This is a genomic window from Streptomyces sediminimaris (genome assembly GCF_047049295.1).
GTDB lineage: Bacteria > Actinomycetota > Actinomycetes > Streptomycetales > Streptomycetaceae > Streptomyces > Streptomyces sediminimaris.
On record NZ_JBJWOT010000001.1, the window covers coordinates 3,652,604 to 3,675,788 of the forward strand.

Here is a 23,185-nt window from a genome sequence, read left to right on the forward strand (position 1 = left end):
TCACACGCCCATCCCGACGCCGCCGCCGATCGGGATCGACGAGCCGGTGATGAACCCGGCCTCGTCGGACACCAGGAAGGCGACCAGGGCGGCCACTTCCTCCGGTCGGCCGGTGCGGCGCAGTGCCGTCTGGGAGATGATCTCGTCGCGGCGCCGCTTCGACAGGTCGGCGATCATGTCGGTCTCGATCAGGCCGGGCAGGACGACGTTGGAGGTGATCCCGGCGCGTCCGAGCTCCCAGGCCAGCGAGCGGGCGAGGCCGATCAGGCCGCTCTTGGAGGCGGCGTAGTTGACCTGGCCGGGCGAGCCCCACAGGGCGACGATCGAGGAGACGAACACCAGCCGGCCCCACTTGTTCGCCATCATGTCCGACACGGTCTCCCGGGCGACGTTGATGGAGCCGCCGAGATTGGTGTCGAGCACGTCCTGGACGCCCTCCTGGGTCTGGGTGAGCAGTGGCCCGTCGTTCATGACGCCGGCGCAGTTGACGACGATGTCGATCTCGCCGAGGATGCCGCGCGCCTGCTCGACCGCGTCGCTCACGGACTGCGGATCGCGTACGTCGCACTGGACGAAGGTGACGCCGTCGACCTCCGGCCTGGTGGTACGGGCGGTGCCGACCACGCGGTAGCCCTGCTTGGTCAGCTCCGTCGCGATCGCGGCCCCGATGCCCCGGCTGGCCCCGGTGACGAACACCGATCGGTTGGTCATCGTGCAACTCCCTGGTCAGGTGCGCCGGTGCGCACAAGGTGGTCCGGTGCGCCGAAGCGCACGAGCGAGTCGATCCGTGCGATGGCGGCGCGGGTGGCCCCGCCGCCGCCGGGCACCCCGGTCCAGCCGGCCCGCCGCGCGCCGGCGAGGTTGTCGTCCAGGTCGTCGACGAGGACGTTCGCCCCGGCGGGCAGCCCGGAGCGGGACTCGGCCAGGCGGAACATCGCGGGCTCGGGTTTGCGGGTGCCGAGGTCGCAGGAGAGCAGGACCTCGTCGAAGAGGCCGTCCCAGGGCGCGAAGCCCGCGAAGTGCTCCTTCCAGTCCGCCGGGAGGTTGGAGATCATCCCGACGAAGATCCCGGCCGCCCGCCAGGTGCGCAGGGCGGCGAGCCACTCGTCGTCGAGCCTGCGGTCGCTCCACCATTCGGCGCCGACGCGGGACAGGTCCGCCTCGACGCCGAACCGGCCGGCGAGTTCCCGCTCGATCTCCGCGGCCCACTCCCGTTCGGTGAGGAGCCCGGAGTCCAGCACGGCCATCCCGTCGGGGCTGCCGTGCCGGTCGGCGATCGCGCGCAGACACCTCCCGAGCTGCCCGGGCGTGAACTCCTTGTCCGCGCAGTAGGCCCGCAGTCCCTCCCGCAGCGGCGGGGTGAGCACACCCCGGAAGTCGGTCCAGACGGCGTGCCTCATCGCGACCGCCCGCCGTCCGGCCCGGCGCCAGCCGGCTCCTGGGCCGCACGGGTCAGGAAGGACATCCGGGTCACGACCAGGCCGTTCTGCACGCACTCCACGTCGACCCAGCGCCCGTCGCGGCGGGCCACGAGCCGGGTCTCCCGGTCGAGTTCGGCGAAGTGCTCGAAGGTGGCGCGTACGGCGCTCACCACGTGCCCGGCGGGCCGCCCGGTGCCGGCCAGGGCCAGCTGGCGGCCGGCCTCGATGAGCACCATCGCCGGGAAGTGGTCGTAGTCGTGGTCGAACAGGCTCGCGTTGGTGAAGTCGGGCGCCAGCAGCGCGTCGAGCCCGTCCTCCCGCACCCGCAGACCGGCGAGCACCACGTTGGCCGGCCGGGTGCGGGCCACGCTCGCGGGCGCGCTCGGCTCCGCCGGGCGGCCGGCGCCGGACCGCAGGGCCGCGGTCGTCGGCGCGGTGGAGCCGTCGCGCTGGTACGCCCGCAGCTCCGGGTAGCGGCGCTTGGGCACGCCCTGCACCGTCATGGACGTACGCACCAGGTCCCGGCCGGTCGCGTCCGTGCCGCGCTGGGTGCAGGCGATCTGCTTCGGCGCCCCGTCACCGCGCAGCCGCAGTTCCTCGAACCTCGTCGTCAGCGTCAGCTCGCCGTCCACGCGGGCCAGCGACGCCGGGTCGGTGACCTCCGTGTCGATCGAGTTGAAGAAGAACGCGATGTCGCCGGAGAGCCCCTCGAACTCGTGCGCCGCGCTGAGCGCGGCCTGGCGGCCGGCCTCGATCAGGAACAGCACGTCCAGCCACCGGTTCCCGGGATGGTCGCGGTAGTACGGGCTGAGGTCGCCGGTGACCGTCGCGCCGCCGTATCCGCCCCCGGGCGTCCGCCAGGGCGGGGAGACGAGGATCTCCCGCTCGTGGGCCCGGTGGACGAGGTCCCGGCGCACCCGCGCGGCGCTCATGCCCGTCCCCCTACGGTGAGGACCGCGGCGGCCACCGCGCCGGAGTCGTCGATCCCGGTGACCAGCGCGCCGGTGCCGGGCTGCCCGAGCGCCACCGCGGCGGCCAGCTGCATGGCGCCCAGGGCGCCGCCGCACTCGCCCACGGCCTGCCGTACGTCCACGCGCTCGGCGTCGAACGGCTCCAGCGCGGCCGCCTCGCTCTCCTCGTCCACCGTGCCGACGGCCCCCGGCAGGACCAGGCGCACCTCGACGCCGGCGGCCTCGGCGGCCGCCGTGACACGGGTGACGGCGCGGCGCAGCGCACCGGTGCGGCCGGCCCGGGTGCGGTCCGGCGCGAACATCACCTCGCAGGCCGTCAGCGTGGCCAGGGCGGGCGGTGCGTCGTCCCCGGCCGGTTCAAGCGCGAGCAGCGCCGCGCCCTCGCCGATGACGACGGACTCGTCCACGTCCTTCTTGAGCCGGATGCCCCACGCGGTGTGCGGGGACAGTTCCTCCACGCCGCCCACGAGCATCCGGCGCGCGTGACCGCAGCGGATGAGCCGTGCGGCGTACCGCAGCGCGGACAGGGCGCTGACGGTGCCGTTGGCCAGGGTGGAGTTGGGGCCGCGCAGCCGGTGCCAGATGGCGATCTGGCTGGCGCAGCAGTTCATCGTGGTGTTGGGGAAGACCGCGGGGTTGACCAGGTCGATCCCCTTGCCCTCGATGATGTCGACGTCCAGCTCGACGCTGCTGCGCAGGCTGCCGACCACGGTCCCCATGGCGATGCCGGTGGCAGCCCAGGACTCCTCGGACACACCGGCCCGCTCGCTCAGACCGCGCTTGAGCACGGTGGCGGCGGCCAGGCCCAGCGCCGTGGTGCGGTCGAGGTTCTTCGTGCCCTTCCTGGGGACGAAGTCGGTGATCCGGAAGTCCGGCACGGCCGCCACCCGGCCGGGCAGGCCCGCGTAGTGGCCGGCGTCGGCCGCCGCGGGCTCCCCGCCGGGCGCCGCACCGGCCGCGGCCGGCCGCCGCAGCCGGGTCCGCAGGGCGTCCAGGCCGGCACCGGCCGCGGACAGCACCGACACGTCGGAGATCTGCAGTTGCTCGGTCGTGGTCATCGCCGCTGTCCCCCAGCGCCGACCGGCTCACGGTCGGCATAGGCGCCGAAAATGGTGATCGCGTTGTTGCCGCCGAACGCGAAGCCGTGGTTCTGCGCGACCCGCACCGCCCGCTCCGGGGTGCCGTCGCCGACGAAGTCGATGCCCTCGCCGAACGCCGGGTCCACGGTGCGCAGATGGGCGGTGGGCGGCAGGAAGGAGTCCTCGATCGCCTTGCAGCAGGCGATCGCGCCGAACCCGCTGGCCGCGCCCATGGTGTGGCCCAGCATCGACTTGATGGAGCTCATCGGCGGGTGCTCGTCGCCGAACACCAGCCGGGTCGCGGTGACTTCGGTGATGTCGTTGGTCGGCGTGCCCGTGCCGTGGGCGCAGATGTAGTCCACGTCGCCCGCCTCGATGCCGGCGTTGGCGTGCGCCGTGCGGATGCACTCGGCGATGCTCTGCGCGTCCGGGTGGACAATGTGGTGGGCGTCGCAGCTGAGGCCGTAGCCGAGCAGTTCGGCGTGGATGCGCGCGCCGCGCCGCAGGGCGTGGCCGAGCTCCTCCAGGACCAGCACCGCGCCGCCCTCGGCGGTGACGATGCCGCTGCGCTCCGCGTCGAACGGCCGGGGCACCCCGTCGGCCACCGCGCCGAGGCTCAGGAACCCGGCGTGGGTGAAGCGGTTGACGCTGTCGGCACCGCCCGCCACCATCACGTCGGACTCACCCGCGATGATCTTGTCGGCGGCGCTGCCGATGGCGTAGTTGGCGGCGGAGCAGGCCGTCGGGATGACCACCGTCTCGCCGTACAGGCCCAGTTCGACCGAGACGGCCGCGGCGATGTTGCCCGCGGGGATCCTGCGGACCAGGTCGGTGGAGAGCGTGGCGGGGCCGCCGTCCAGCCACTGCCGGGTGAGGGTGTCGACGGAAGGGGCCTCGCCGTTGGTGGTGCCGATGATGGCCCCCGCCGTCGCGCGGGTGTCCTCGTCGAGCTCGAGCCCGGCGTCCTCGACCGCCAGGCGGGCCGCGGCGGCCGCGAAGTGGGCCGTGCGCCCCCACTCGTCGACGTCGATGACGCGGACGATCGAGGCGGGGTCGAAGTCCTGGACCTCGCCGGCCAGACGGGCCGGGAAGTCGCTGCTGTCGAAGGACGTGATCTCGCGGACCCCGCTCCGTCCGGCCTTGATGCCGTCGGTGAACTCGTCCACCCCGGTGCCGATGCTGCTCACGGCTCCCAGGCCGGTCACGACGACCCGGCGGGCGGGGCTCACTGGTCGCCGCCCTTGGCATCGCGTATGCGGATGATCTGCTGCACCAGGAGGTCCACGGTGCGCAGGTCGACGGCCAGCTCCCGCGGAACCCGGATCGACAGTTCCTTGTTGACCCGGGCGAGCACCTGGATCAGGCCCAGGGAGTCGGCGCCGTAGATGTCGATCAGGTCGGCGTTCAGGTCGACCTCGGCCGGCTCCGCGTCGAGCTCCAGCTCGTCGATGATGATGTCCAGGGTGGTGCTGCGGATTACCTCGTCGCTGATGACGGCAACAGTCATTTCCTCATCCTTTTCAGTGAATTGCGCATGGGCCGGGAAGTACCCATACGGAGAATGCAGGGGAATACAGAATGCAGGGGAATGCAGAGGGGACGCGCGGGGGAATACGGTGGAGAATGCGAGGGGAGAACCGTTTCTGGGGTTCAGGCGGTTCGGACGGGGGCCCTCTCGTCGTCGGCGCGTGCCGGATCGACGTGGAGCTGGCTCAGTCGGGCCACCCGCTCCAGGTGACGTGCGGGGTCCTGCCACATGGCGCGGTACCTGCGGTCCCGCTCGGCGATCTCCTCCGCCGAGCGGAGCCCTCCGTCCCGGGCGTGCTCCACGGCGGTCGCCATGATCTTCCTGATCACGTCCTGGCGCTGTGCGCCGTATTCCGCCAGTGAATTCTTCGCCGCACCGTTCCGGAGTGATTCCACAATACCCCGGGAAAGCGCCGCCGCGTCAAGAATTCCGGAATTCATTCCCTGACCGCCGGCCGGTGCCATCACGTGCGCGGAGTCACCGGCGAGATGGCAGCGGCCGACGCTGAAGCGCTCGGCGACGGCGAACCGCGCCTGGAAGTCCGCGGTGGAGATCAGTTCCCGTACGACACCACGGTGTGTCCGGGGGCCGCGTTCGGTCAGCAGGCGCTGGAAGGACTCCCGCGACGTGTCCGGGGCGTCGGGGGTGAGCCGGTAGGCGAGACGGTGGGCGTGCCGGTCGTGCGGCCCGATGGCGAGGCCGCCGCCGGGGGTCCAGCAGTAGCTCGCCTGGTCCTCGGGCAGCCCGCTGACCACGGCGTCGGCGATCCTGAACGAGACCCTGGGGCCCACGTCCGCCATCGCGATGCCGAGCAGCTCGCGGACGGTGCTGCCGGCACCGTCCGCGCCGATCAGGTGGCGGGCCTGCACGACTCGTTCCCGCCCGTCCGAGCGGGTACGGACGGACACCCGCCGGGAATCCTGTTCCAGCCCGACGACCTCCGCGTCGACGAGCTCCCCGCCGGCCGCCCGGAAGGCCGCCGTCAGCGCGGCTTCCGTCCTGTGCTGGGAGACACCGAGCGCGTGGGCGAAATCGGTGCCGGTCAGACGGTCCAGCCCGAAGCGGCCGATGGAGCTGCCCGAGGAGTAGTAGCCGACGCCGGTGACCCGGCTGGCGGCCGGCGCGAGGGCCGCGGTGACGCCGAGGGGACGCAGGATCTCCAGGGCCCGGGGCCAGATCACGGAAGCCCGCGAGTGGCCGCTGAACGGAGGATGCTTCCTGACGACGCGGACCGAGAGACCGTGCCGGGCCAGCAGGCACCCGGCCGTCAGTCCCGTCGGTCCCGCGCCGACGACCAGGACGTCTAGCACGCCAGCTCCAATACCAGGCAGGACCAGGTGTAGCCACCGCCGGCGTTGACGACGACGCACACGTCACCCGGCCGCAGCCCCTGCTCGTCATGGATGTCGGCGATGTTCGCGCCCACGTCGGCGACGCCGAGATGGGCGGTGCGCCCGCCGTGCCACAGCAGCTTCCCGGCGCCGAAGAACGGCGAGAGCTGCGAGCGGTAGACGGTCTCGAAGATCTTGCCGCTGAGCCGGGGCACCCCGACGGCGCGGAGGCGCTCCTCGCCGCCGGTCAGCCCGGCGTGGTCCAGGGCCCTTCGCACGCACCCGGTCAGGGACTCCCGCGACCGTGCGGCGAAGCGCTCGATGCCGTACTCGGTCAGGTACGCCTTCTTGGCGGCCTTCAGGTCGACCTTGCCGCCCGCCCGCAGCGCGGGGCCGGGTGTCGGGTCGTAGCCGAAGCGGTTCATCTCCTCCAGCTCCGGTGCCGCGCCGCTCGCCACGGAGAGCACCTTGAAGGAGTTGCCCGCGGCGGGCTCGCGGCCCAGGATCAGCGCGGTGCCGGCATCGCCGTGCACGCAGCCGTAGTTGAGGTTCCAGCGGTCGACCTGCGGTGCCCGCATCGCGTCCGCGGCGGTCACGGCGGCCGTCCTGATCGAGCCGTCGGACATCATCGCCCGTGCGGCGAGTTCGAGGGCGGCCATCGGAGCGTTGCAGCCCTGCGAGAGGTTCACGGGCAGGGAGCCGAGCGCGCCGGTCTGGTGGGCGACGTAGTGCGCCGCGCTCCAGATGTCGAAGCCCTGGTGCCACCAGCCGCAGTGCAGCAGCAGGTCCACGTCCGAGGCGTCCGTACCGGCCGCCTTCAGGGCACCCTTCAGCGCGTCGACCGCCAGGTCGGCGGCCGGCAGCCCGCTGTCGAAGACCGGCACGTCGGGGTTTCCGACCGTCTCGTCGAAGTCGTGCACCAGGCCCTGTGCCAGCGCCTCGGAGACCGGGATCCGGGTGTCCGGGTAGGAGACCGTGTTGCCGTTCAGGTACAGGCCCTCGACCCGGATGCCCGTGGACCCGCTCACCGGGTGCTCCTGGTGTCCTGCAGGTGCCTGCCGAAGAGGGCGAACAGCGCGGCCACGGCCAGGAAGACCGCCGATACGACGACGAAGCCGAGGCGCATGCCGCCGCTCTGCCCGGAGACACCGACGTAGACCGCGCCGAGCAGGGCGACGCCGAGGGCGAGCGTGGTCTGCTGGGTCGTCGTCACGATGCCGCTGCCGGCGCCGATCTGGTTCGGCGGGATCGAGGACAGCACGGTGCGGTAGACCGTCGGCACGAACAGGCCGTTGCCGACGCCGATCAGGAACATGCCGACCATCAGCTCGTAGAACCGCACGTGCGGCCACCACAGCAGGGCGGGCCCGATCAGGCAGAGCAGACCGGCCGCCTGGACGGCGCCGCCGACCTGCAGGGTCCGCACCCCGATCTTGCCGATCATCTTGGGCGCGCGGAGCGCCGCGAGGAACTGGCCGAGTGCCATCGGGGCCATGGACAGCCCGGACTCGAAGGCGCTCATCCCGTTCCCGCCCTGCAGGGCCAGCGCGAAGACGAAGATGAAGCCGCCGAAGGCCAGGAACCCGCTGCCCAGGACGAGCAGCCCGCGGCGCATGGTGCCCTGCCTGAGCAGCGAGGGCGCGATCAGCGGGACCACGCCGGAGCTCTCCACCTTCCGCTCGTAGCGCCACAGCACGGCACCGACGGCGACGGCCACCGCCAGCAGCGCCCAGCACCACAGCGGCCAGTGCGTCTGGCGGCCGACGCTGAGCGGAATCAGCAGGGCGAGTACGGCGGTGCCGAACAGGGCGGTGCCCGTGAGGTCCGCGCCCTGCGGTGCGCTCGCCCTGGTCTCGGGCACCCACAGCTTCGTGCCGATCACGGCCAGGACGCCCAGCGGAACGTTCACCAGGAAGATCGGACGCCAGCCGAGGCCGGCGACGTCCGCCCACACGAACAGACCGCCGAGGAGCTGTCCGACGGCCGCCGACAGACCGCCGATCGCCCCGTAGTAGCTGACCGCGCGGGTCTTGGCGGGCTCCTCCAGGGCCGCCTGGATCGTGGAGAGCACCTGCGGCAGCAGCAGTGCCGCGGCCGCTCCCTGCAGTACCCGGGCGCCGACCAGGACCTCGATGTTCGGCGCGAGGCCGCACAGCAGCGAGGCGGCGGTGAACCCGGCGATGCCGATCTGGATGATGCGGCGCCGGCCGTACCGGTCACCGAACCTGCCGCCCAGCACCAGCAGGACGGCGTAGGTGATGCCGTAGCAGCTCACGACGAACTGCGAGGCCGACGCCGAGACGTGGAAGGAGTCCTGGATCGAGGGGAGGGCCACGTTGACGATGAACGCGTCGACCGTCGTCAGCGCGGCGGCGATCAGCAGCGTCGCCTGACCGAACGCGCCGAAGCCCGGGCGGACGGCGGCGCCGCCGCTGGGCGGGGCCTTGGTGGCTACATTCGACAAGGGAATTTCCTCAGCTTTCTGCACGGGGGTTGACAGGGGTGTGCTTTCCGCACGACAGGGGCGTGCTTTCTGCACGGGTTCTTCTCGGGGGTGGAGGGTCACCGGTACGACTGGTAAACGAACTGCCGCAGCCGGTTCATGATGGGGAGGGTGCGCGACGGGAAAAGCTGCGGGACGATGATCGCGGCGACGCCCGACGACGGGTCGACGAAGAAATTGGTGCTGCTCGCGGAAAGCCAGGCGTATTCGCCCTCGCGGGTCAGGATGTGGCTCTGCCCGGGCGCCTTCATGGTCATGAATCCGAGGCCGAATCCGACGGAGTTCATCACCTCGTTGATGGCGGGCACGGGCCAGTAGCCGTAACCCGATCCGAGCGTGACGTCGCCGGGCAGGTGATTGGTGCGCATCGACTCGACGGTCAGCGGCGAGATCACGTGGTCGGAGGTGGATCCGATACGACCGCCGTTCACGAGCATGCCGAGGAAGGAGATGTAGTCCTCCGCCGAGGTGTAGATCCCGCCCCCGCCCGAGAGGAAGACCGGGACCTCGGTGTCGACGGGAAGTCCGAGCGGGTCCAGTCCGCCGTTCTCCCCGGGGGTGTAGATCTCGGCGTAGCGGTGGGCCTGGTCGGCGTCCACGTGGAATCCCGTGTCCTTCAGCCCGAGCGGCTCGAAGAGGGACTCCTTCATGTGGACGTCGAGGCTCCGGCCCGAGACCACCTCGGTGATCCGGCCCAGGACGTCCGTGCTGACGCCGTAGTTCCAGGCGGAACCCGGCTGGAAGCGCAGGGGGAAGGACCCCCATGCCTCCGTGGCCGCGGCGAGGTCGACGCCCGCCGGGACACCCAGCGCGTAGCCGGCCCCCGAGTACATGGTGTCCACGGCGTGGGACTGGTGGGAGCCGTACCCCAGACCCGATGTGTGGGTCAGCAGGTGCCAGATCCGCATCGGCTCCACCAGCCCCTCGGTGACGGGGGCCTCGGCCATGCCGGCCCGGTAGACCCGCAGGCCTGCGTAGGACGGGAGGTAGTCGGCGACCGGGTCGTTGAGCGCGACCAGGCCCTTCTCCACCAGCGTCATGAAGGCCACCGAGGTCATCGCCTTGCTCAGCGACCAGGCGCGGAAGACGCTGTCCGTCTTCATCGGGCTGCTGTCGGCGATGTTCGCCATACCGCCCGCCGCCGCGTACTTCACCTCTCCGTGCTGGGACACCAGCGCGGTCCAGCCCGGCATCTTCCCGTCGTCGACCAGCCGGTCGAAATACTCACCGAGAGCGGACAGTCGATCCACGTCGAGCTGCATTGAACACTCCTGTCGTAATGAATTCGGCATGCGTACGGGGTCCGTGCAGAGGTCCGTACGAAGTTCCGTACGAAGTTCCGTACGGGGCCCATAGGGGGTCCGGACGGGGTCCGGCGGAAGTCCGTAGGGGTCCATACGGAGGTCCCTACAGGGTCCGTATGGAGTTCCCTGGGTCCGTACGGAGGTCCCCGCGAGGCCCCGGCGGGCAGGCCGGGGAATCTAGAGACGGTCGCCGCAGAAATCGTCGAGACATTTGCGCAGCGGCGGGCGGATGAGATAGCTCTCCTGCCGTTCGAGGTCGAACATCACCATCCGGCTCACGGCCTTGACGCTCACCTGCTCGGCGTTGTCGAGGATCATGAAGTTGAACTCGAAACTGGACCGTCGGACATTCGACGTCCACACCTCGACACTGACCGGCTCCAGCGAGTACTGGAGCGGTCGCAGATAAGCGATCTCGTGCGCGGCGACGACCGCGGTCTCCCCTTCGAAGGCGCCGGTCGACATGAGCCAGCGCATACGCGCTTCCTCGATGATCCGCACGATCTCGCAGTTGTTGACGTGCCCGTAGGAATCCACGTCGCCCCACCTCAGCGAGACCTCGATCGAGGCGCGTCCCATCCGGTTCTCGGCCGGACCGGAACGACGCGTCGTGATCTTCGGGCTGTGCAGTTTCACGGATGAGTGGCTGCTCATCGGTTGACCTCGTCTCAGCATGGCCGTCCGCGCTCGGCGATCTCCCCGGCGCACAAAGCGCCGCTGGCCCGGGAGCCGCTGCGCGCGCTGTGCGGTCGGGAGGGTTCGTGGCAGGGGAGAGCCGTCGGACGGCACGGACCTCGGACGCCTCCCCCGGGCCGGCCCGTGCCCGGCGCCTGCGTCGATCCTGACACAGGAAAATACCTTTGGGAAGGTATTTTTTGAGAAGACGCCCGAGCACCTGCCCCGGCACCCGGCCGGCGCACGGCCGCCGGCCCGCCTCGACACGCCACCGGCGGACGGCGATCGGCCTGCTCAACGGGGTGCCGCAGCGGCACACAGCACCTTCGGGCACCCCGTGGAGGCGGGCTCAGGACGGCTCGGGAGCGGGCCTCGGCCGGGCGCGCAGCGCCGGGAACAGCAGATCCCGCACCTCCCGCCAGCGCTCGGCGAAGTCGGAGCGCTCGTGGAGGTTGTTGGAGATGTGCTGGGCGCCGAAGAACGCCGCGACCGCCACCCGGGCGGCCACGTCGGGGACCACATGGTCCGCCAGCTGCCCCTGCTCCCGGGCCTCGCGCAGGAGCATCGAGATCAGGTTCGTCCAGTCCACGTACGGCAGGGGCAACTCGGCCTCGATCACGTCCCGTTCGTTCTGCAGCCGGGTGCCGGCCTGCATGATCGGGTCGTCGAGGAACGCCGTCGTGGCCGTGTTGAACATCTCGATCACCGTGTCCAGCGGCGAGAGTCCCTTGGCCCGGACCTCCCCCAGCGCCCGCGGCCAGCTGGAGTACAGCGCCTCCACCACGGCGACGGCCAGGGACTGCTTGTTGGGGAAGTGGAAGTACACCGCTCCCTTGGTCATCCCCACCCGGTCCGCCACGTCCTTGATGCCGGTCTGCTGGTAGCCCCGTTCCGCGAAGAGCTGCGCGGCACAGCGCAGGATCTCCGCCCTGGTGCGCACGGCGCGCTCCTGCCGGAGGTCCGGCCCGGTGACGGCCTGGGAGCCGCCCGCCTTCCGCACCGTCCACAAAGATGCCTGGTCAAACGCCTGTTCGGGCGCCTGGTTGCCACTCTGCCCCTGACTCATGACTCCCCTGTTCCGTCTCTCTTCGCTTGAACCACTGGAAATATACCTTCGCCCCGGTATATTTTCATCGCCGTGATCAGCGGTCGCCCGGCCGGCTTCACCGGACGCGGGCCGACCGTCTCTCGAGCACACCACACAAGGGGGAGTGGTTTCGCGTGTCCACCATCAGTGCACCGCCGAGAAACCTTTCGTCACGTCTGTCCGTTCCGGCGGCACCCGTCCGCCGGCTGTCGTTCAGCCATCACATGCCGCCCGGCGCCGTCCACAAGGCCTCCGCCACGGAGGTCTTCCTCACCGACGCGCTGCGCCTGGAGGAGGACCGCTTCGCGGTGGCCGCCCGATGGCACCGCGACCGGTTCCTGCACCACGACGGAACGAGCCGCCAGACCGATCCGCTGCTGCTGGTGGAGACGGTCCGCCAGGCCCTCATCCATGTCACCCACCGCTTCTACGGCGTGCCGCAGGGACACCCGTTCGTCCTCAACACGCTCGAGTTCGACCTGCTGGAGGGCGGATCCGACCTGCCGGAGGGCGGATCCGACCTGCGGGAAGGCGGATCCCACCTGCCGGGAGGCGGATCCCACCTGCGGGAAGGCGGATCCCACCTGCCGGGAGGCGGATCCCACCTGCGGGAAGGCGGATCCCACCTGCCGGGAGGCGGATCCCACCTGCGGGAAGGCGGATCCCACCTGCCGGGAGGCGGATCCCACCTGCGGGAAGGCGGCGGAACGCCGATCCGCCAGGGGGGCCAGATCCCCGTCGTCCTGGACATCACCTGCGCGCGGCAGGCGAAGTCGCCCCGCCGTCTGGGCATGGTCCTCGACGCCGTGGCCACGGCCGACGGCGCCCGTGTCGGACGGGTCCGCATGCACTGGGAGGTGCTGGACGCACGGCTCTACGCGCTGGCCCGCAACCGTACGAGGCAGCAGGCGCAGGAGCGGCCCGCCGGTGCGCTCCCCCGCGGGCTGCGCCGGCCGGCCCCGCGCGAGGTGGGCTACGCGCACGACGAGCACGTCCTGCTCACCCGGGACGCGCAGGCCGCCCACGGTGCGTTCTGGCTGGACACGGACCCCGGTCACCCGGTGCTCTACGACCACCCCTGCGACCACGTACCGGGCATGGTGCTCCTGGAGGCGTTCCGGCAGGCCGTGACCGCGACGGTCGCACCGCGGCGCCCCACCCTCACGCGCGTGTCCGCGGCCTTCAAGACGTTCGGGGAGACGGACGCGCCCGTGAGCATCACCGTGCGGCCCGGGTCCGCCCGTCCGGCCGGACCGTCCACCGTGGAGATCACCGCCGCCCAGTCGGAGACCGCCCTGGTCACCGCGCGCGTCGCATATCACCTGCCGCGGTCCCCGGAGCGCCACGGGGTGGCGTCGTGACGCACCTCGACGGGCCTGTGCCGTACGCCGATCGCACCGGGTTCGACGACGCGGCGGTCGAGCGGGTCGCCCGGACCGCGCGGCGCGATCTGCCGCTCACGGACGACCGCCGCCGGCTCGGTGAGGAGGCCGCGGCCGCCATCGCGGACGCGGGGTTCGCCCGGCATTTCGTGCCCCGTCGGCACGGCGGACGGGCGGGCACGTTCTCCTCGCTGCTCACCGCCTCGGCGTCGGTGGCGGAGACCTGTCTGTCCACGGCGTGGTGCGCCACCCTGTACGCGGCCCACGGACGGCTCGCCTCCTACCTCCCCGAGGAGGGCAGGCGGGCACTGTGGAAGGGGTCTCCCGACACGTTCATCGCCGCCTCGATCATGCCCCCGCAAGGAGAAGCGGTACGGGACCGGGACGGCTGGCGCATCAGCGGCAGGTGGGACATGGCGAGCGGCGTGCACCACGCCGACTGGCTGCTGCTGGCCTCCCGGACCGCGGGCCCGGACGGCCCCGAGCACCGGATCTTCGCCCTCCCCCGGCACGAGGGGACCGTACTGGACACCTGGCGGAGCCTCGGCATGCGCGGCACGGGAAGCAACGCGGTGGAGGTGGCCGGGTCCTTCGTACCGGCTCATCTCTCCTTCACCCTGGCCGAGTTGAACCGGCCCCAGGCGGCGGACGCGGCCCGCTGCCACCGCGTCCCCTACCTCCTGGTCGGGGCCCTGATGTTCGCGACGCCGATCGTCGGGGCGGCCCAGGGCGCACTCGACGCATGGCGTACGGCGACGGCCGGCCGCGCCCGGCACGGCGGTGCGGCAACCGGGCGGCGCGCGGAGACGGAACGGGTGCTGACCGAGAGCTCGGCGCAGATCACCGCGGCCCGGCTGCTGCTGGAGCGGGCCGCGCGACGCGCCGACCAGACGGACGCGACCCCTCTGCTGACGGCCGAGAACCGGCGCGACGCCGCCATGGCGGTGACCTGGTGCGCCGCCGCGGCACACCGCCTGTTCGGCGCCGCGGGCTCACGGGCCCACCGGGAGGACGACCCGCTCCAGCGGCACTGGCGCGACATCACCACCGCGGCGTCACACGGCGCACTGGGCCTCGAGGCGGCGGCAACGGGGTACGCGGAGGCGGTGTTCGGGACGGGGCCGGCGGAGGCGGCCGTGCCCGGGACGGGGACAGGAGAGGCGGCGTCCGGGACCGGGACCGGGACCGGAACGGGGACGGGGATCGCGGAGGCCGTGTCCGCGACGGGGACGGGAGAGGCTGTGTCTGGAGCGGCGGGAACCGGGGCGCCGGAGCCCGGGGCGGCGGGATTCGGAGCGGCGGAACCCGGGACGCCGGGACCCGCGGCGCCGGAACCCGGGACGCCGACACTCGGGACGACGGTTCCTGCCGGTGTCTGAGCGACGGCACTGAGTGGGAGGGGGTCCGGGGGCCCAGGAGGGCCCCCGGAGGGCCCCAGGGCTTGCGGGGAGGGACAGAGGGGGCGGCGGAGCGGTCCGCGGGCAGGGAAAGCCACCGAAGGGGGGAGGCACGGCCTGCGGTACGCGGGGCGAGGAAGTTCGGGGTTGGGAAGTGCGGGGCGAGGAAGTGCGGGGCAAAGACACGCGCCGCGGGCACGCGCGCCACGGGCACGCGCGCCACGGGGACGCGCGCCGCGACGACGCGCGCCGCGGCTCCGCACATCACAACCCGCCGCCACGCCCCCGTCGCGCGAGCACTCCGTCAGGAGGCGTGCTCAGGGAAGAGTTCCCGCACGATCTCCTCGACGCGCTCCACCAGGTCCCTGCGGTCGTTGAGCACCCAGGACATGTGCTGCGCGCCGAAGAAGGCGGAGAGCAGCACGCGCGCCAGCGCCTCGGGCCGGGAACCGGGCCGCAACTGGCCCTCTTCCCCGGCACTCTTCAGAAACCCGGTGAGCGCCTCCAGTGCCCCGACGTACGGAGTGGGCAGCGAGGAGTCGATGTAGGGGCGCTCGATCTGCAGCCGCGCTCCGGCCTGGATGACGCGGTCGTCACGGAAGAGCAGGGCGCTGCGGCGTACGAACTCGATCGCCCGGTCCAGCGGCGTGCGGTCCTCACCGAGCAGGGCCCTGGCCACCTCGCCGACCCGGCCGTAGAACTCCTGGGCGACCGCGACGGCGAGCGCATCCTTGTTGGCGAAGTGGAAGTACACCGCCCCCTTGGTCAGACCGGCTCGCTCGGCGACATCGAGCACGGTGACCTCGGGGAAGCCCTTCGCGGCGAAGGACTCGGCGGCCGCCTCCAGGACGCTCGCCCTGGTGCGGGCCGCCCGCTCCTGCTTCAGCGGCTCACCCTTGGCATTGGTCGCGGACCGGCGCGTGCGCACCGGGCGTGATTCGGTCTCCCTCGCCACCTTGGCCCTCCATCCACCTGCTCGTGCGAGAACTGCCGTCGACTGGCCATCCCCCGGGGGCCTCTGTTGCATCATACCTTCCGGAAGGTATATTTTTCACACCAGCACCGCCTGCTCTCGAACACCGCTTCGTAAGCCTGCGCGCCTGCCAACATACGGGGGGATCCATGCAGTTGCTTTTCGCGCTGCCGAAGGCCATACCTGACAGGAAGCGGCGCGACCGCGCGCCGCACCACACACTTCACGGCGCTCCTCACCGCGCCGTCCACCGCGCGCCCCGCCACGCCTTCCGCCGCGCGTCCCACCACGGCCTTCACCGCGCTTTCCACCGCACCTTCCGCCGCCCGGACCGCCTCGGCGATCCGCCGCACGCCCTCCCCTCCGACACCGCCTGACGGGACTCCGCCCGGCAGCCGGACGTTCACCCGGCCGCCTTGGCGGCGAGTCCGGCCAGGACGTCCCACATGTTCCGTACGCGCCGCAGCAGTTCCTCACCGCTGAGCTCGCCGGACGTGTGGTAGGCGCCGAAGAGCAGGGCCACCGTCAGGTCGGCGAACGGCTCGAGGGGCAGCGCGCCGTCGAGCCGGCCCGCGCCCTGCGCCTCCCGGAGCAGCTCGCGGGACGTCTCACGCACTCTCTCCAGCAGTACGGAGGGTTTGCCGCCGGCGCGGAACTCCTCGTCGGCGAGGCGCAGCGCCGCCTGCAGGCGTACGTCGGCCGTGACGCGCGCCGCCACGGAGCAGATGAACTCGCCGAGCTCGACCAAGCCCCGGCCCGGCCGGCGGCCGACCTCGCCGAGCAACTCCTCGACCACCGCCTCCAGATGGCGCCGCAGGGCCATGGCGAGCTCCTGCTTCGACGAGAAGTGCCCGTAGAGGGCGCCTTTCGTCAGACCGGTGCGCTCCACGACCTGCGTGAGGCTGGCGTCGGAGTAGCCGAAGCGCACGAACTCCGCGGCCGCCGCGTCGAGCACCAGCTCATATGTCCGGCGGGATCGCTCCTGCTTGGCCACGACAAAGCTCCTCTCCCGACGGGCAACACCGACCAATCCTAAAAATACCTTCTCGCAGGAATTTTAGATAGCCGTTCCGTAACCCGCCGTTCTCCCTCCCAGGAGGCCAGCCGTGCACACGACCACGTCCCCCGCCCCCACCACCCCCTGCCTCACCGGCCTGCGCGAGGGCGGTCCCGCCCCGATGACCACCGCACCAGGACCCCGTGCCCTGGTCTTCAGCGACGTGGACGAGACGCTGATCGCCTGCAAGAGCCCCTTCGACTTCCTCGCCTACTACCTCGAGCACCGCTACGGCCCCACCGCGGCCGCCCGCGCCACCGCACTGCGCGCCGAACTGGCGGCCCGCTCCGCCGCGGGCGAAACACGCGAGCGGCTCAACCGCGCCTACTTCAGGGCCTGGCGGGGAGAACCGGTCAGCGAGGTGACCGCCTGGGGCCGGCGCTGGTTCGCCGACCGCTCGGCACAGCCCGGTTTCTTCCTCTCCCCCACCCGGGCGGCCCTGCGCACCCACCGCGCCGCCGGCGCGGCGCTGATCCTCGTCTCCGGCTCCCTCCCGGCCGTCGTGGACCCCATCGCCGAAGCGATCGGCGCCTCCGAGACCGCCTGCGCCCGCCCGGCGACCAACGACGGCCACTACACCGGAGACCTGCTGGGCCCCCCGATGATCGGCCAAGCCAAGCGGGAAGCCGTACGCGCCGTACTGGCCAGACACCCCCAGGTGCCCGCCCTTGCCTGCTACGGCTACGGCGACCACACCTCCGACCTGCCCATGCTCACCGAGGTCGGCCACCCGGTGATCGTCGGCGACTCCCCGGAACTCTCCCGAAGCCTCCCCACGGCCACAACCCTGCCCGCCACGCCATAGCCCCGCACCCCCACAATGCCGAAGCCCGCACCATCCCCCATCCGGTACGCTGTGGACCGAGCGCCCCACCGGGCGCCACGGCTCGCCTTCGTAGCTCAGGGGATAGAGCACCGCTCTCCTAAAGCGGGTGTCGCAGGTTCGAATCCTGCCGGGGGCACTGCAAGAAGGGCCAGTTCAGAGGCTTAATCCTCGTGAACTGGCCCTTTGCCGTGATCCCGGCCGTGCCACACCCGTGCCACAAGGCCCGCTAGGAGCCCGCGTCCCCCCGTTCCTTTCGGATCATCAATCCGAGGCGATCGGCGATCTCGCGGTCACGGCCGTTGACCATGTGCTGATAGATCAGCGCCGCGCGGGGTGTGCTGTGGCCCATCCGCGTCATCAGCTCACGCAGGCTCGCCCCGGAGGCGGCGAGGGTGTTCCCGGTGTGTCGAAGATCGTGGAAGTGCACGGCGTGCGTGATCCCTGCTTTGGCCCGTGCGTGGATCCAGTCGTCCCGGAAGTTGCTCCGCCTCAGCGGCCGCGGGTCCGTAGGGGCGTGCGCGGGGTGCTTCCATCCCGTCCACCGTCGACCCAGGCGAAGCCGAGCAGACGCGGCCCATGGCGTCCAGGTCGTTCGTACAGTGGCGCGCTCCACCTGGACGCCATGAACCACGCCTGCTCCACGGTGTGTGGGTCGACGGCGGACGGGATGGAAGCTGGGGTAAGTGGTGGGTTGAGGGCACGGATATGGCCCGTCGCTATGTGATGTCCATCACTCGATAAATGGGGCAATTGCGGGCGAAAGTCTCCACTGCAGGGACTTGTGCAGGCCTCGTAGGTGCAGTTTTGTCAGAGCCGTGTGATATGGCCCTGCGTTTACGCAGGTCACGGAGTAAGCGCACTGAGGTATTGAGTGGTGGCGAGTGGTGCCGGGTGGTGGCAAGTGCTACCCCGTGTACCGCGAGGTCGACAAGAGCGGCCTTTACCCCGACGAGCACCTACTGTCAGGGCCGTGCCTTACGGTTTTGCTGTCAACACCGAAGGGCGCGCCCGCTCTTGGGCAAGAGGACTCGGGCGCGCCCTGCCAGCAACCGAGGAGGACTATGCCTATCCCGGCCAATGGTGGACTGTCAGCGCTCGACATCCACCGGCTTCAAACTCTCGCATGCGGCACTGACAGCCGCAACAAAACCAAGATCGTCTTGGCGGTCATCCTGGCCTGCGTCGTCAATGGAGACTCGCTAACCAGCCTCTTGCAGCAGGCGACTTGGCTGGTGGCGTCGATCACCGTTCTGATTCTCGTCCAGGTCGTTATGGGCCACCTCAACAGCGACATACGGGGCCGGACGGTTGTCAGTGGCTGACGGTAGCCTGAAAGGTTTGCCGCCAACCCCACATGTAGTGGTCGGAAGACCTGACGGGCCCACAAGTTGTGGTTCGCGTACCCCACTTGGGCCACTCGAGGCGCTATCCTTCTCGGCAGCGCGAAAGACCCCAGTTCAGAAGGACTGACGCGGGGTCGGTGCCTGCTCGAACTGGGGTCGTGATGCGTTCCTAGGCGCCCAACGACCCTACAGGGCTCAACCCTTCATCCAGAAGGGTGGGGTCAACATCGAGCGGTATCCAGCTCGAAGGGTAGGTGATCAGAATGGCCAAGAAGCTCACGCCGGGTACGCCGGCGCCGGAGTCGGGACAGTACAAGGTGCCCGGTTCCAAGACCGAGGTCACGGCCGTGAAGGGCAAGCCCCTTCCGCCGACGCCCAAGGCTGGCCAGGGTTACAAGCTCGTTGACCCGACCAAGCACAAGCCGAAGGGCAAGTGATGGGCGGGGGCAGGCTCCTCGGGGCCTGCCCCCTTGCCTCGGTTGCAGTACAGCAGCGAAGTACAGCAACTACAGCAACCGACCATAGCCGTCGGTACGCCTCACCCTCCGTCCGGCAGCCTGTACGACCCCTGATGACCGATCTCTATAGAGCTACGGATCAGAAGCTGCCGTGCCCCAGCCGTGCCCGATAGAGCGGGAAACCCTGGGGAACACCGGGCACTCACGGCGACCGGGCATGAGAACGACCCCTCGACCTAACACCCAGGTCCGGGGGCCGTTCTCGCTGCTCTCAGCGCGGAGGCGGTGGGATTTGAACCCACGGTGACATCGCTGCCACGACGGTTTTCAAGATCGCTCACAGACCTACGGGAACAGTCGGATCGTCTCGTAAGCGAGCGGGTACAGCGACAGCACGATGAAGCCCCAACCGGTGAGCCGGATGACTCCTCCATAGCGTTGCTCCGCCGCCTCTGACGGTGGCCCCGCCCGAGGCTGGTAGAAGCTACTCCGAAGCCCTCGATAGTCCCGGACGATGGCCGTCCCTAGCCTCGCGCTTTCACGAAGTGGGCTGTCCAGCTGGTGATCAAGACAGCAGAAAGTGCCTCTGACCAGCGAGAATGAGGATTGTCTAGGCCCTTGTTCCCGCCCCTGTCGGAGGCACTTTCCAGGTGAAGAAGCGTATCGGGTCGTACCCGCGTGTCCGCGCTGAGGGCGGCGGTCGCGGGGTGGTCTCGCAGGCCGGAGCCGTACTGCTGGTGGAGACGGTCCGCAAGTCCGGTCTGGATCAGGCGATATCGACGGCACTGGCGCCGTGGCGGAAGTCCCGCGCGGTGCACGATCCCGGCAAGACGGTGCTGGATCTCGCGCTCGCGGTCGCGGTCGGCGGCGACTGCCTCGCCGATGTCGCCATGTTGCGGGCCGAGCCCGGCGTGTTCGGGCCGGTGGCCTCAGATCCGACGGTCTCCCGGCTCATCGACACCCTCGCCGCCAGCGGGAACCGCGCTCTGACCGCGATCCGCCAGGCCCGCGCTCACGTCCGCGAACACGTCTGGCAACTGGCCGGCGACGCGGCGCCGGACGCCGACGGGCAGGTGACCGTGGACCTGGACGGAGTCCTGGTGATCTCCCACTCCGACAAGCAGGACGCGGCCGCCACCTGGAAGAAGACCTTCGGGCACCACCCGCTGATGGGGTTCGTCGACCACGGCACAGGTGGGTCCGGAGAGCCGGTGGCTGCTGTGCTGCGGCCCGGAAACGCAGGCAGCAACACCGCCGCCGACCACATCGCCACCACCCAACTGGCTCTGGCCCAGCTGCCGAAGACCTACCGGCGAGGCCGACGGACTCTGATTCGCGCCGATTCCGGAGGCGGCACCCACGAGTTCGTCGCCTGGCTCGCCCAGCGCGGCAGGTGGCTGTCGTACTCGGTCGGCATGACCATCACCGACGCCATCCACCAGGCCGTCCTGAAGGTTCCTCCCTCCGCCTGGACGCCGGCCGTCGAGACCGGCGGCGACATCCGTGACGGCGCCTGGGTCGCCGAGATCGCCGGTGACGTGCTGAACGGCTGGCCGAAGGGGATGCGGTTGATCGTCCGCAAGGAACGGCCGCACCCCGGCGCCCAGTTGCGGATCACCGACGCCGACGGCCTGCGGCTCACCTGCTTCGCCACCAACACGGCGGACGCCCCGATCGCCGCACTCGAACTGCGGCACCGCCAGCGGGCACGCGCCGAGGACCGCATCCGGGCAGCCCGCGCCACCGGCCTGCGTAACCTGCCCCTGCACGACACCGCGCAGAACCAGATCTGGCTGGAGATCGTCCAGATCGCCCTCGATCTCCTCGCATGGATGCCCATGCTCGCTCTGACTGGCGAAATCCGCAGGTGGGAGCCCCGGCGTCTCCGGATCCGTCTCTTCTCCGCCGCCGCCCAGATCGTCACCACCGCCCGCCGCCGGTACCTGAGGTTCACACGCCATTGGCCTTGGACCGACGTGATCACCGACGCCCTGGCACGACTTGACGCTCTCCCGAACCCTGGCTGACCAGCACGTTCCCGTCCCTGCGAGCAGCAGCACCCCGACCGGAGCCGTGGAACCCGGCGCCCACCCGACGCGACAGTCGGGCCATCAGCCTGACCACCACCAGCTCGAACAACCGAAACGGCCCGCCGAAGAAACCGACGGACCGTCACGAAAGATCGAGGCTAGTGCCAAGCCGGGGACGGCGAAGGCGAGGGATAGCAACCAGTCCATGGCCGCACGGTAGTTGGTGCGACAGAGCGATGTCGACGGTGATCCCGGCAGGGACCATCATTGACTGACAGGCTGCGTAAGCCGAACTGTCAAGGGTGCATAGGTCGTCTGACACCAGCGGCTGACACCAACAAGGGCGTACGGCGCCGGTCACCGCCGAACCTCAGCGGCAGCCGGACCAGGGTTCAGTGGACGTTCAACACGGTCGGGAGAGCAGCTCGATCGACCTGTTAAGGACGAGGCCAGAGGTTCAAGTACAAGACCGCAGGGGGAACTTCAGTGTCAGCGAGGGAGACGTTCTGGAGCCGTGCGGGTTTCGCATTGCGGCAACTCTCGCGACGGCCCTTGTTGCTCGTCGGATGGGTAGCCCTGGCTGCGTGCACCGTAATCGTGCAGAAGCTCGTGCCTGAGCCGTTGTCGGCCGCCGTCTACCCGGTAGCGCTTTTCCTCGCCCTGTGGCTTGTCTCCCGTGGCGCGAAAGGGAGGTAGAACCGGGTTCCCTGGTTCGTGCCACTTCTGTGCCAGAACGGACGGGAACTCACGGGGAACCGGGGTCCGCGGGGGTGAGTTCCACCGGACTGTGCCAAGGTATGGAATTCGCAGGTCAGGCCCGAGATCGCCCAACCTCGCTCCTAAAGCGGGTGTCGCAGGTTCGAATCCTGCCGGGGGCACAACGCGTTGCCGCTCTGACCTGGGGTCTATCTCCCAGGGAGGGGTTCTGCTCGGCCTCGGACTCCTCGTCCGGGGCCGTTTGCGTGAGCGGACGGAGAGTTGATTCCCCGAAGTCTCTCCAGCGGATAAGCATCGTCCGGCACGGGCTCCGGCCCGGTCTTCTCCGGGCCATCGGGCTCTGGCTCCGCTTCGGGCGCCCAAGGAGCGCACGAGCGGGCACGGAGTCGCGCTTCTGCCGAAAGCGGTTACGCCTCTCCGGAGCCCAGGGCGTGGACGAGCCCGCAGACTCTCGGCTGCAGAAGGCCGTCGAGACGATCGTCATGACACCGGCGGCAGCCGAAAAGGTCGTGGACGGTTACCGCGGGGCCTTCGAGGACAAGAACGAGCGAAAGCCCGAGAGCCTGGAGGACAAGGGCCGGATCGCGGCCAAGGTCATAGGCCGGTACTCCAAGATGTCAGCAGCCACTGGAGCCGTCACCGCCGCCCCTAGCGTGATTCCGGGGGCCGGGACCGCGGTCGCGATCCTGGGCGGTGGCGCCACCGACATCGCCGTGGCACTCAAGCTCCAGGTCGACATGTGCATGTGCCTGGTCGAGGTGTTCGAGACCGAGCTGAGTACCGAGGACAAGAAGCACCTCGCCTTCACCCTCGCCCTGGCGGATTCGGTGGAACAGATGGCGTCGAAGGGCGGCAAGGCGGCGGTGCAGAAGATCGCCGAGAAGCTGGTCTACCAGCACCTGAAGGGGCCCGCCCTGGTCACGATCAAGCAGTTGTTCAAGCGCGTGTCCATCACCTTCACCCACCCAGAAGGCGATGGCCAAGGCGATTCCGGCCGGCGTGGGAGTCGCCTTCAGCAGCTCGACCAACTACGTGCTGACGAGGGTGGTGGGCAGGGTTGCCGTCGCCGTCCTGGCCAAGGACGTGAAGTAGCTACGCCGCAT

General features: G+C 70.4%; 22 protein-coding genes, 2 tRNA genes and 1 pseudogene. 7 read left to right on the plus strand and 18 right to left on the minus strand.

The window, feature by feature from the left end; all coding sequences use genetic code 11:
• From ACJ9NR_RS16820 to ACJ9NR_RS16875, 12 genes are all read right to left on the minus strand, one after another.
• A complete protein-coding gene (locus tag ACJ9NR_RS16820) occupies positions 1 to 711 on the minus strand; it encodes an SDR family oxidoreductase (RefSeq protein ID WP_412488377.1) in 711 nt (236 codons plus the stop codon).
• Positions 708 to 1,400: an HAD-IA family hydrolase gene (locus ACJ9NR_RS16825; RefSeq protein ID WP_412488378.1), complete on the minus strand. Its 693-nt coding sequence runs from the start codon at positions 1,398 to 1,400 to the stop codon at positions 708 to 710. The genes ACJ9NR_RS16820 and ACJ9NR_RS16825 overlap by 4 nt, the downstream gene beginning before the upstream one ends.
• Positions 1,397 to 2,353, minus strand: coding sequence for an AfsA-related hotdog domain-containing protein (locus ACJ9NR_RS16830; protein ID WP_412488379.1), 957 nt, complete (start codon positions 2,351 to 2,353; stop codon positions 1,397 to 1,399). The genes ACJ9NR_RS16825 and ACJ9NR_RS16830 overlap by 4 nt, the downstream gene beginning before the upstream one ends.
• Complete coding sequence (locus tag ACJ9NR_RS16835; RefSeq protein WP_412488380.1) at positions 2,350 to 3,450, minus strand: beta-ketoacyl synthase N-terminal-like domain-containing protein; 1,101 nt, start codon at positions 3,448 to 3,450, stop codon at positions 2,350 to 2,352. Before ACJ9NR_RS16835 ends, ACJ9NR_RS16830 begins: the two co-directional genes overlap by 4 nt.
• Positions 3,447 to 4,700, minus strand: coding sequence for a beta-ketoacyl-[acyl-carrier-protein] synthase family protein (locus ACJ9NR_RS16840; protein ID WP_412488381.1), 1,254 nt, complete (start codon positions 4,698 to 4,700; stop codon positions 3,447 to 3,449). Before ACJ9NR_RS16840 ends, ACJ9NR_RS16835 begins: the two co-directional genes overlap by 4 nt.
• Entirely contained in the window at positions 4,697 to 4,978 is a 282-nt protein-coding gene (locus ACJ9NR_RS16845) for an acyl carrier protein (protein ID WP_412488382.1), read from the minus strand. The genes ACJ9NR_RS16840 and ACJ9NR_RS16845 overlap by 4 nt, the downstream gene beginning before the upstream one ends.
• Before the next feature lie 143 nt (positions 4,979 to 5,121).
• Positions 5,122 to 6,309 (minus strand): FAD-dependent oxidoreductase, encoded by a 1,188-nt coding sequence (locus ACJ9NR_RS16850; RefSeq protein ID WP_412488383.1) that lies wholly within the window; start codon positions 6,307 to 6,309, stop codon positions 5,122 to 5,124.
• Positions 6,303 to 7,358, minus strand: a complete 1,056-nt coding sequence (locus ACJ9NR_RS16855) for a ketoacyl-ACP synthase III family protein (RefSeq protein WP_412488384.1) — start codon at positions 7,356 to 7,358, stop codon at positions 6,303 to 6,305. The genes ACJ9NR_RS16850 and ACJ9NR_RS16855 overlap by 7 nt, the downstream gene beginning before the upstream one ends.
• Positions 7,355 to 8,794, minus strand: coding sequence for an MFS transporter (locus ACJ9NR_RS16860; RefSeq protein ID WP_412488385.1), 1,440 nt, complete (start codon positions 8,792 to 8,794; stop codon positions 7,355 to 7,357). Before ACJ9NR_RS16860 ends, ACJ9NR_RS16855 begins: the two co-directional genes overlap by 4 nt.
• 98 nt (positions 8,795 to 8,892) lie before the next feature.
• A complete protein-coding gene (locus ACJ9NR_RS16865) occupies positions 8,893 to 10,095 on the minus strand; it encodes a serine hydrolase domain-containing protein (RefSeq protein WP_412488386.1) in 1,203 nt (400 codons plus the stop codon).
• A gap of 219 nt (positions 10,096 to 10,314) precedes the next feature.
• Positions 10,315 to 10,791 (minus strand): acyl-CoA thioesterase, encoded by a 477-nt coding sequence (locus tag ACJ9NR_RS16870; protein ID WP_412488387.1) that lies wholly within the window; start codon positions 10,789 to 10,791, stop codon positions 10,315 to 10,317.
• 370 nt (positions 10,792 to 11,161) lie between these two features.
• Positions 11,162 to 11,878, minus strand: coding sequence for a ScbR family autoregulator-binding transcription factor (locus ACJ9NR_RS16875; RefSeq protein WP_412488388.1), 717 nt, complete (start codon positions 11,876 to 11,878; stop codon positions 11,162 to 11,164).
• A gap of 155 nt (positions 11,879 to 12,033) precedes the next feature.
• On the opposite strand from ACJ9NR_RS16875, the gene ACJ9NR_RS16880 reads away from it, so the two are divergent.
• A complete protein-coding gene (locus tag ACJ9NR_RS16880) occupies positions 12,034 to 13,260 on the plus strand; it encodes an AfsA-related hotdog domain-containing protein (protein WP_412488389.1) in 1,227 nt (408 codons plus the stop codon).
• On the plus strand, positions 13,257 to 14,660 hold the full coding sequence (locus tag ACJ9NR_RS16885; RefSeq protein WP_412488390.1) for an acyl-CoA dehydrogenase family protein: 1,404 nt from the start codon (positions 13,257 to 13,259) through the stop codon (positions 14,658 to 14,660). The genes ACJ9NR_RS16880 and ACJ9NR_RS16885 overlap by 4 nt, the downstream gene beginning before the upstream one ends.
• A gap of 322 nt (positions 14,661 to 14,982) precedes the next feature.
• Here ACJ9NR_RS16885 and ACJ9NR_RS16890 read toward each other — a convergent pair whose 3' ends face one another.
• The 3 genes from ACJ9NR_RS16890 to ACJ9NR_RS16900 all read right to left on the minus strand — a co-directional run bounded on the left by ACJ9NR_RS16890 (position 14,983) and on the right by ACJ9NR_RS16900 (position 16,645).
• Positions 14,983 to 15,633 carry a ScbR family autoregulator-binding transcription factor gene (locus ACJ9NR_RS16890; RefSeq protein WP_412488391.1) on the minus strand — a complete coding sequence of 217 codons (651 nt, stop codon included), beginning with the start codon at positions 15,631 to 15,633 and terminating at the stop codon, positions 14,983 to 14,985.
• A 71-nt stretch (positions 15,634 to 15,704) separates the two neighbouring features.
• A complete protein-coding gene (locus tag ACJ9NR_RS16895) occupies positions 15,705 to 16,004 on the minus strand; it encodes a hypothetical protein (RefSeq protein WP_412488392.1) in 300 nt (99 codons plus the stop codon).
• Between the two features lie 50 nt (positions 16,005 to 16,054).
• A complete protein-coding gene (locus ACJ9NR_RS16900) occupies positions 16,055 to 16,645 on the minus strand; it encodes a TetR family transcriptional regulator (protein WP_412488393.1) in 591 nt (196 codons plus the stop codon).
• Between the two features lie 112 nt (positions 16,646 to 16,757).
• Between ACJ9NR_RS16900 and ACJ9NR_RS16905 the strand changes: the two genes are divergently transcribed.
• Positions 16,758 to 17,513, plus strand: a complete 756-nt coding sequence (locus ACJ9NR_RS16905; RefSeq protein ID WP_412488394.1) for an HAD family hydrolase — start codon at positions 16,758 to 16,760, stop codon at positions 17,511 to 17,513.
• A gap of 84 nt (positions 17,514 to 17,597) precedes the next feature.
• Positions 17,598 to 17,670, plus strand: a tRNA-Arg gene (locus ACJ9NR_RS16910).
• A 90-nt stretch (positions 17,671 to 17,760) separates the two neighbouring features.
• Here the strand turns inward: ACJ9NR_RS16910 and ACJ9NR_RS16915 are convergent.
• Positions 17,761 to 18,027 (minus strand): annotated as a pseudogene (locus ACJ9NR_RS16915) (tyrosine-type recombinase/integrase); the annotation flags it as partial.
• 568 nt (positions 18,028 to 18,595) lie between these two features.
• On the opposite strand from ACJ9NR_RS16915, the gene ACJ9NR_RS16920 reads away from it, so the two are divergent.
• Both ACJ9NR_RS16920 and ACJ9NR_RS16925 read left to right on the plus strand, forming a co-directional pair.
• Complete coding sequence (locus ACJ9NR_RS16920) at positions 18,596 to 18,856, plus strand: hypothetical protein (protein ID WP_412488395.1); 261 nt, start codon at positions 18,596 to 18,598, stop codon at positions 18,854 to 18,856.
• Between the two features lie 284 nt (positions 18,857 to 19,140).
• Positions 19,141 to 19,314, plus strand: a complete 174-nt coding sequence (locus ACJ9NR_RS16925) for a hypothetical protein (RefSeq protein WP_167531786.1) — start codon at positions 19,141 to 19,143, stop codon at positions 19,312 to 19,314.
• 298 nt (positions 19,315 to 19,612) lie between these two features.
• Here ACJ9NR_RS16925 and ACJ9NR_RS16930 read toward each other — a convergent pair.
• Positions 19,613 to 19,767 (minus strand) — tRNA-Ser (locus ACJ9NR_RS16930).
• A gap of 218 nt (positions 19,768 to 19,985) precedes the next feature.
• Here ACJ9NR_RS16930 and ACJ9NR_RS16935 point away from each other — a divergent pair.
• Positions 19,986 to 21,362, plus strand: coding sequence for an IS1380 family transposase (locus tag ACJ9NR_RS16935; protein WP_412487485.1), 1,377 nt, complete (start codon positions 19,986 to 19,988; stop codon positions 21,360 to 21,362).
• 1,337 nt (positions 21,363 to 22,699) lie between these two features.
• Here the strand turns inward: ACJ9NR_RS16935 and ACJ9NR_RS16940 are convergent.
• A complete protein-coding gene (locus tag ACJ9NR_RS16940) occupies positions 22,700 to 23,065 on the minus strand; it encodes a hypothetical protein (protein WP_412488396.1) in 366 nt (121 codons plus the stop codon).
• Positions 23,066 to 23,185 lie beyond the last annotated feature (120 nt).

Excerpts from the sequence above, each read along its gene's own strand:
- ACJ9NR_RS16825 (WP_412488378.1), bottom strand. The coding sequence starts at position 1,400 with ATGAGGCACGCCGTCTGGACCGACTTCCGGGGTGTGCTCACCCCGCCG.
- ACJ9NR_RS16925 (WP_167531786.1), top strand. The coding sequence starts at position 19,141 with ATGGCCAAGAAGCTCACGCCGGGTACGCCGGCGCCGGAGTCGGGACAG.
- ACJ9NR_RS16845 (WP_412488382.1), bottom strand. The coding sequence starts at position 4,978 with ATGACTGTTGCCGTCATCAGCGACGAGGTAATCCGCAGCACCACCCTG.
- ACJ9NR_RS16875 (WP_412488388.1), bottom strand. The coding sequence starts at position 11,878 with ATGAGTCAGGGGCAGAGTGGCAACCAGGCGCCCGAACAGGCGTTTGAC.
- ACJ9NR_RS16820 (WP_412488377.1), bottom strand. The coding sequence starts at position 711 with ATGACCAACCGATCGGTGTTCGTCACCGGGGCCAGCCGGGGCATCGGG.
- ACJ9NR_RS16870 (WP_412488387.1), bottom strand. The coding sequence starts at position 10,791 with ATGAGCAGCCACTCATCCGTGAAACTGCACAGCCCGAAGATCACGACG.
- ACJ9NR_RS16865 (WP_412488386.1), bottom strand. The coding sequence starts at position 10,095 with ATGCAGCTCGACGTGGATCGACTGTCCGCTCTCGGTGAGTATTTCGAC.
- ACJ9NR_RS16830 (WP_412488379.1), bottom strand. The coding sequence starts at position 2,353 with ATGAGCGCCGCGCGGGTGCGCCGGGACCTCGTCCACCGGGCCCACGAG.
- ACJ9NR_RS16835 (WP_412488380.1), bottom strand. The coding sequence starts at position 3,450 with ATGACCACGACCGAGCAACTGCAGATCTCCGACGTGTCGGTGCTGTCC.
- ACJ9NR_RS16920 (WP_412488395.1), top strand. The coding sequence starts at position 18,596 with ATGCCTATCCCGGCCAATGGTGGACTGTCAGCGCTCGACATCCACCGG.